Source organism: Tardiphaga sp. (assembly GCF_028290785.1).
In the GTDB taxonomy this organism is placed as follows: domain Bacteria; phylum Pseudomonadota; class Alphaproteobacteria; order Rhizobiales; family Xanthobacteraceae; genus Tardiphaga.
This window is the reverse complement of sequence record NZ_JAQGJD010000301.1, coordinates 1-6,483: the sequence shown is the minus strand read 5'-3', so window position 1 is coordinate 6,483 and position 6,483 is coordinate 1. Positions and strand designations below refer to the sequence as shown.

Here is a 6,483-nt window from a genome sequence, read left to right as displayed (position 1 = left end):
ACCAGCCAGTCGCAGACATGGAACGCCAGCAGCCGGTCCTGCCCGGCGCGGACGATCTGCGCCTGCAGCTCCGGATCCCACCAGATGTGATAGACGTCGAGCGCGACGCCGAGCGCCCCGGTGCGGTTCGGATCGAGCCGGTCGCAGATGTCGAGCGCCTGCTCGGTGGTGTTCACGCAGGCGCGGTCCGCAGCATAGGCCGGATGCAGCGGCTCGATGGCCAGCGGCATGTCGGCCTGCCCGGCGTATTCCATCATCTCGGCGATGCCGTCATCGACCTGCGCGCGGGCATTGACGATGTTCTTCGACGGCGCGCTGCCGGGCCGCGAATATTGCGGCAGGCCGCCGACCACCAGCACGATGCACGGCGCGCCGAGCGCCTTGGCCTCATCGACACAGCGGCGGTTGTCGTCGCGAATCTCGGCGTGACGCGACGCGTCGCCGACAAACATGCCGCCGCGGCAGTAGCCGGACAATTCGAGGTCGTTGTCCTTGACGGCGCGCACGGCGTTGTCGAGGCCGACGGTCGCGACCTGGTCACGCCACGGGCTCACGCCGCGAATGCCGTGCTTCGCGCAGGCGTTGGCAATGGCGACGAAATCACCCTGCTTGCGGACGGTGGCCGTATTCAGCGACAGCCAGCGGTGGTCTTGTGAGAAGTCACGCATTTCAGGCATCGATCCCGCGGGTGGCGAGGATCGCCTTCATGCGCTGCGTCGCCTGCTCGGGATTCGACAGCAGCCCTGCCTGATCGGCGAGCCGGAACAGCTCGGCCAGATGCAGCGTCGAGCGCGTGCTCTCCTGGCCGCCGATCATGGTGAAGTGATCCTGGTGGCCGTTGAGATAGGCCATGAAGACGATGCCCGTCTTGTAGAACCGGGTCGGCGCCTTGAAGATGTGGCGCGACAGCGGCACCGTGGGGCCGAGTACGTCGTGGAATGCCTTGTCGTCGCCGGCCGCCAGGCGTGACAACGCATAGGACGCCGCCGGCGCGATGGCATCGAAGATGCCGAGCAGCGCGTGGGAAAAACCCTTGTCGTCGCCGGCGATCAGCTCGGCGTAATTGAAGTCGTCGCCGGTGTACATCTTCACTTCCGGCTTGAGCCGCCGGCGCATGTCGATCTCGCGCTGCGCATCGAGCAGCGAGACTTTCACGCCATCGACTTTCGAGGCGTTGCGGTTGATGACATCGACCGCGATATCCATCGCGGTGTCGAGGCTCGGCGTGCCCCAGTAGTTGGCCAGCGCCGGATCGAACATGTCGCCGAGCCAGTGGATGATCACCGGCTGCGCCGACTGCGACAGGATGCGGTCATAGACGCGGCCGTAGTCCTCGGCGCTCTTGCCCAGCTTTGCCAGCGCGCGCGAGGCCATCAGGATGATGCGGCCGCCGGCCTTCTCGATGGCTTCGAACTGTTCCTCATAGGCGCGGATCACGTCGTCGATGGTCTTGGCGTCTTCCACCGCGAGGTGGTCGGTGCCGGCGCCGGAGAACACCAACCCGCCGCGCGGCTTCGCCGCCGCCACCGAACGCTGGATCAGTTCCAGCGAGGTCGGCCAGTCCATGCCCATGCCGCGCTGCGCGGTGTCCATCGCTTCGGCCACGCCGAGGCCGAGGTCCCAGACGTGCTCGCGAAACGCGATGGTGCGGTCCCAGTCGATGGCGCCCTTCACCCACGGGTCGGATTCGGCGAGCGGATCGGCCACCACATGGGCGGCCGAGAACGCGACACGATTCAGCGTGCCCTCGAGTTTCGACGGAAACGTGCGCGACGCCGCCAGACGATAGGTCTCGATCGAGCGATCGGCCTTCGGCAGCTTGAGTGACAGCGATGACATGGGTTGGACCGGCTTGTTCATGAGATCACCTCAGACCTTCAGCGCCGGCACATCGACCCAACGGCGCTCTTTCCAGCTTTCCAGCGCGCATTCGACCAGCTGCACGCCCTTGGCGCCTTCCAGCAGCGTGTACTTGTACGGAGCGTCCTCGCAGACGTGGCGGATGAACATCTCCCACTGCTCCTTGAAGCCGTTATCGTAGACGGCGTTGTCCGGCACCTTCTGCCAGTCGGCGTAGAAATCGTGGGTACGCTTCTCGTCCGGATTCCACACCGGCCGCGGCGTCGCCTGACGCGCCTGGATCATGCACTCGGTGAGGCCGGCCACCGCCGAGCCGTTGGTGCCATCGACCTGGAAGGTCACGAGGTCGTCGCGATACACGCGCGTCGCCCACGACATGTTCATGTGGGCGATGACGCCGCCCTTCAGCTTGAAGGTGGCATAAGCGGAGTCATCGGCGGTGGCGGTGTACTTCTTGCCCTGCTCGTCCCAGCGCGCCGGAATGTCGGTGGTGCCGAGGCAGGTCAGGCTCTCGACTTCGCCGAACAGATTGTCGAGCACGTAGCGCCAGTGGCAGACCATGTCCAGGATCATGCCGCCGCCGTCTTCGGCGCGGTAATTCCACGACGGCCGCTGCGCTTCCTGCCAGTCGCCCTCGAACACCCAGTAGCCGAACTCGCCGCGCACCGAGAGCATCTTTCCGAAGAAGCCCGAGTCGCGCAGCATCGCCAGCTTCTTCAGGCCGGGCAGGAACAGCTTGTCCTGCACGGTGCCGTGCTTGAGGCCCTTGGCATTGGCCTTCTGGATCACGTCGAGTGCTGCGGCCAGATTGGTCGCGATCGGCTTCTCGCAATAGATGTGCTTGCCGGCTTCGATCGCCTTGTTGAGCAGGCCGGGACGCGCCTGAGTGGTGGCGGCGTCGAAGAAGATGGTATCGTCCTTGTTCTTCAACGCCTCATCGAGATCGGTGGTCCAGCGATCGATGCCGTACTTCTTGGCGAGACCCTCGATCTTCTCGGCGTTGCGGCCGACTAGGATCGGATCCGGCATCATGCGATCGCCATTCTTCAGCGTCACGCCGCCTTGCGCGCGGATCGCCACGATCGAGCGTACGAGATGCTGGTTGAGACCCATACGGCCGGTAATGCCGTTCATGATGATGCCGAGGCGGTGGACAGCCATAGTCAGTTCTCCAACAGGATTTTTGTTCTGGGGCGCTGGAGCGGCGACAACGCCGTCCAGTCCGGATGGGCGCCGGATGCAAATCCGGCAGAGGTCAGCGATCCCGTCAGGAGATCGCCGTCGTGAATGTCGAGCCGGATCACGTCGCCGTCGCGGCGGTAGAGATCCGGATGCGCTTCGAGAAACGCTTCAGCCTCTTCCGCAGGTGCTTCGCCAAAGCCATCGACATAATGATGGCCGTTGCGCTCGGCGTGGGTGACACCGATCAGCGCGCCAAGCGCCAGATCTTGCTGCACACCGAGCCCGGCCTGGCAGGTGAGATCCTCGCCGGTGATGAAATAGGCATCGCCGGCAGCGCTCCATTTCGCCGCGCGTGTCGCGTTGACGATAGACTTGTAAAATCCCTTGCAGGATTTCGACGAGATGCCGCGATAGCCCAGCGCCTTGGCCGCCGGAAATGCGTCCCAGGAATCGTCGGCCTCGTCGATGATGAATTTGCGCGACGACAGCGCGCCGAGCGGCGACGACCGCGTGGTGTCGCGCGGCATCGGCTGTTCGATGTAGAGCAGTTTTGACGCAATGGGTTTTAGCGCAGCGTCATGGCCGAGCCGATCGACCAGCGCGCCGAGCGCGTTGAGGTCGGCATATTGCTCGTTGGCATCGAGCGTCACCTGATAGTCGTAAGGCAGCGTCGCCAGCGCCTGGCCGATTTTCGCCAGCCGTGCCGCGTCCGCTTCGGGGTCGCCGTTCATCTTCAGCTTGAAATAGCGGCTGCCACTGTTTTCCCTGACATCGGCGACACCGCCCTCGCCTTCAATGACGTCGTCGAGCCCGACGGTGTGGCGCAGCGCGACGCGCTGCAGCCGTTTCCGGCCGGCGAGGAATGCCGCGATATCGTCATCGCCGAGGTCGGGCGCCAGCCGCGCGGTCAGCCCGGCCACATTCGCCGCCATGCCGTCGAAGAAATTCAGCCCGAGCCCCCGCAGCAGCGCGTCGAGCACGGCCTTGTCGATCTCCGCCGGACCAAAAGCGGCGGCCAGCGGCGGGATATCAGCCTTAGCGCACGCCTCGATCTGATCGTTGATGCAGGCGGCGTGCAGGCCGAAGGCCGAGATGAAGCCGGACTGCGCGCGATACAGGTCACGCGCGATCAACAGCGACTGCCTGAGTTCATCGACGGTGTCGGCGATCTCAAGATGCGGCCGCTTGTCGAACCACTTCGGCACCATCAGCTCGGCACTGGCGCCGGCGAACACGCCCTTGCCTTCGACCTCGAGTTCGACGCGCACAAAGGCCTGCGGCGCCGCATTGACCGTCACCGCGCCAAAGCGGAACGGCCGCATGAACGCCACCGGGCGTTCGAACAGCGCGATGTCGCGCAAAGCGATGCGGGGAGCATTCATGATACTTGTACCTAGACCTTGATCCAAGACCCGATCAGACCGTTTCGACCGTCATTGCGAGGAGCCCTTGCGACAAAGCAATCCAGTTCTTCCTTGCGGCCTACTGGATTGCTGCGTCGCTTCGCTCCTCGCAATGACGAGCTATTTCTGTTCGTGCCCATCACAATTAGTCCAGCGCGCTTTGGGTGAAGAAGTGCTTGCGAATTCGCGACACCAGCTCGGTGAACACCGGGTTCGCCATCGCATCCAGATTGCGCTCGCGGCCGAGCGGCACGTCGTAGATCGCCGCGATACCGCCGGGACGCTCGGTCATCACCAGCACCCTGTCGGCGAGGAACACCGCTTCCGGAATCGAATGGGTGATCAGCAGCACGGTCTTGCCGGTCTCGCGCTGGATGCGCGACAGTTCGACATTCATCTTCTCGCGCGTCATGGCGTCGAGCGCGCCGAACGGCTCGTCCATCAGCATGATCTTGGGATCGTGCACCAGCGCGCGACAGATCGAGGCGCGCTGCTGCATGCCGCCGGACAGTTGCCACGGCAGCTTCTTCTCGAAACCTTCGAGGCCGACCATTTTCAAAAGCTGCTTCGCGCGCGCCAAGAATTTTTCACGCGGCAGCTTCTTCATGTCGATCGGCAGCATCACATTGGACAGGATGTTGCGCCACGGCAGCAGCAGCGAGTTCTGGAACACGATGCCGACGTCGCCGTGCGGCTCGGTGACCTTCTTGCCATCGACCAGGATCTCGCCGGTCGATGGCGCCAGCAGGCCGGAGATCATCTTCAACAGCGTGGACTTGCCGCAGCCGGAGGGGCCGACGATGACGAAGAACTCGCCGTCGTCGATATGGAAGTCCAGCGGCCGCAGCGACGGCACGTCGCCGTCGCGCGACCGGTAGGTCTTGGACACGCCGGAGATGGTGATCCCCGACGTGCTGTTCGTGGCGGGCTGCTCGGACACAACACGAAGATGCGCGCTCGCTGAATTCACGCCCATGGCCTTCATCGCTGCGTTCATAAGATCAGTCCTGTTACTTCGGTCGTTACTTCGATCGTTATTTGGGCAGATAGTCGTTGGTGTAGAACGCCTTCGGATTTTCCTTGGCCTTGGCATCAAGGCCGCCGTACTCGACCATCAGCTCGACGCTGTCCTTCATGTTCTGGTCGGTGACCTGGAACGGGCGCTTGGTCTTGGTTTCCGGGGTGCGGTACAGCGGGATGGTCAGCTCAAAGCCCTGCGTCAGGGTCTCGATCTTGCCGCCCTTGGGGTTGGCATCGAGGATCGACTGCGCCGCGCCCTTGGCGTCCTTCTCGGCCGCTTCCACCGACTTGGTGGTCGCCGACATGAAACGCTTCACCAGATCGGCATTGGCCTTCACATAGTCGGTGTTGGCGACGATGCCCGACGACACCAGATGAATGCCGTAATCGGCGAACTTGATCGGGTAGACGTCCTTGCCGGTGGCATCCTTGATCTTCATGGACTGGTCCATGACATAGCCGAGCAAGAGGTCGGCCTGGCCGTTGATGACGGCGTTGAGCTTGGTCTGGCCGTCGCCGGCGACGGTCTTGAAGTCGGACTCCTTCAGCCCGGCCTTCTTCAGGAACAGCGGCCAGATCTGGGTCATGGAATCCGCCGGCGTGATCGCCACGGTCTTGCCCTTGATGTCCTCCGGCTTCTTGATGTTCTTCTCGACGAAGCCCATCACCGACATGGCGGAGGTTTGCAGGAGCACGCCGGTGGCGATCACCGGGGCGCCCTTGATGGCCGCTCGCATCATGGTGGGGACGTCGACATAGCCGAAGTCCGCGGTCTTGGCGGCGACGGCCTGCACGGTGGCGGCAGAACCGCGGCCTTCCTGAATCTCAAGGTCGATGCCTTCGGCGGCATAGAGGCCCTTGGCCTTGCCGTAATAGAACGGCGCGTGCTCACCATAGACGTACCAGTTCAGCATCAGCACCACCTTGTCGGCGGCGGCTGCCGGCGTGACGGATGCGAGCGCGGTCCAGATCAGTGCCGTCGAAAATGCGGTAACCCATCTCAGCATGTTAGCCTCCC

Annotated in this window: 6 protein-coding genes; all 6 read right to left on the bottom strand. The window is 63.7% G+C overall.

Annotation, left to right across the window (positions count from 1 at the left end; genetic code table 11):
• A partial coding sequence (locus JWR89_RS18295; protein ID WP_299718694.1) for a sugar phosphate isomerase/epimerase family protein occupies positions 1 to 668 on the bottom strand: 668 nt, incomplete at its 3' end.
• Position 669: 1 nt separating this feature from the next.
• Positions 670 to 1,860 (bottom strand): dihydrodipicolinate synthase family protein, encoded by a 1,191-nt coding sequence (locus tag JWR89_RS18290; RefSeq protein WP_299718692.1) that lies wholly within the window; start codon positions 1,858 to 1,860, stop codon positions 670 to 672.
• 9 nt (positions 1,861 to 1,869) lie between these two features.
• Positions 1,870 to 3,021, bottom strand: coding sequence for a Gfo/Idh/MocA family oxidoreductase (locus JWR89_RS18285; RefSeq protein ID WP_299718690.1), 1,152 nt, complete (start codon positions 3,019 to 3,021; stop codon positions 1,870 to 1,872).
• A 2-nt stretch (positions 3,022 to 3,023) separates the two neighbouring features.
• A complete protein-coding gene (locus tag JWR89_RS18280) occupies positions 3,024 to 4,424 on the bottom strand; it encodes a hypothetical protein (protein WP_299718688.1) in 1,401 nt (466 codons plus the stop codon).
• Between the two features lie 166 nt (positions 4,425 to 4,590).
• On the bottom strand, positions 4,591 to 5,442 hold the full coding sequence (locus JWR89_RS18275) for an ABC transporter ATP-binding protein (RefSeq protein WP_299718686.1): 852 nt from the start codon (positions 5,440 to 5,442) through the stop codon (positions 4,591 to 4,593).
• A gap of 37 nt (positions 5,443 to 5,479) precedes the next feature.
• Positions 5,480 to 6,472, bottom strand: a complete 993-nt coding sequence (locus JWR89_RS18270; protein WP_299718684.1) for an ABC transporter substrate-binding protein — start codon at positions 6,470 to 6,472, stop codon at positions 5,480 to 5,482.
• Between the last annotated feature and the right edge of the window lie 11 nt (positions 6,473 to 6,483).

What these genes read in the sequence shown, in the direction of transcription:
- JWR89_RS18290 (WP_299718692.1), bottom strand. Translation starts at nt 1,860, where the DNA reads ATGAACAAGCCGGTCCAACCCATGTCATCGCTGTCACTCAAGCTGCCG.
- JWR89_RS18285 (WP_299718690.1), bottom strand. Translation starts at nt 3,021, where the DNA reads ATGGCTGTCCACCGCCTCGGCATCATCATGAACGGCATTACCGGCCGT.
- JWR89_RS18280 (WP_299718688.1), bottom strand. Translation starts at nt 4,424, where the DNA reads ATGAATGCTCCCCGCATCGCTTTGCGCGACATCGCGCTGTTCGAACGC.
- JWR89_RS18275 (WP_299718686.1), bottom strand. Translation starts at nt 5,442, where the DNA reads ATGAACGCAGCGATGAAGGCCATGGGCGTGAATTCAGCGAGCGCGCAT.
- JWR89_RS18270 (WP_299718684.1), bottom strand. Translation starts at nt 6,472, where the DNA reads ATGCTGAGATGGGTTACCGCATTTTCGACGGCACTGATCTGGACCGCG.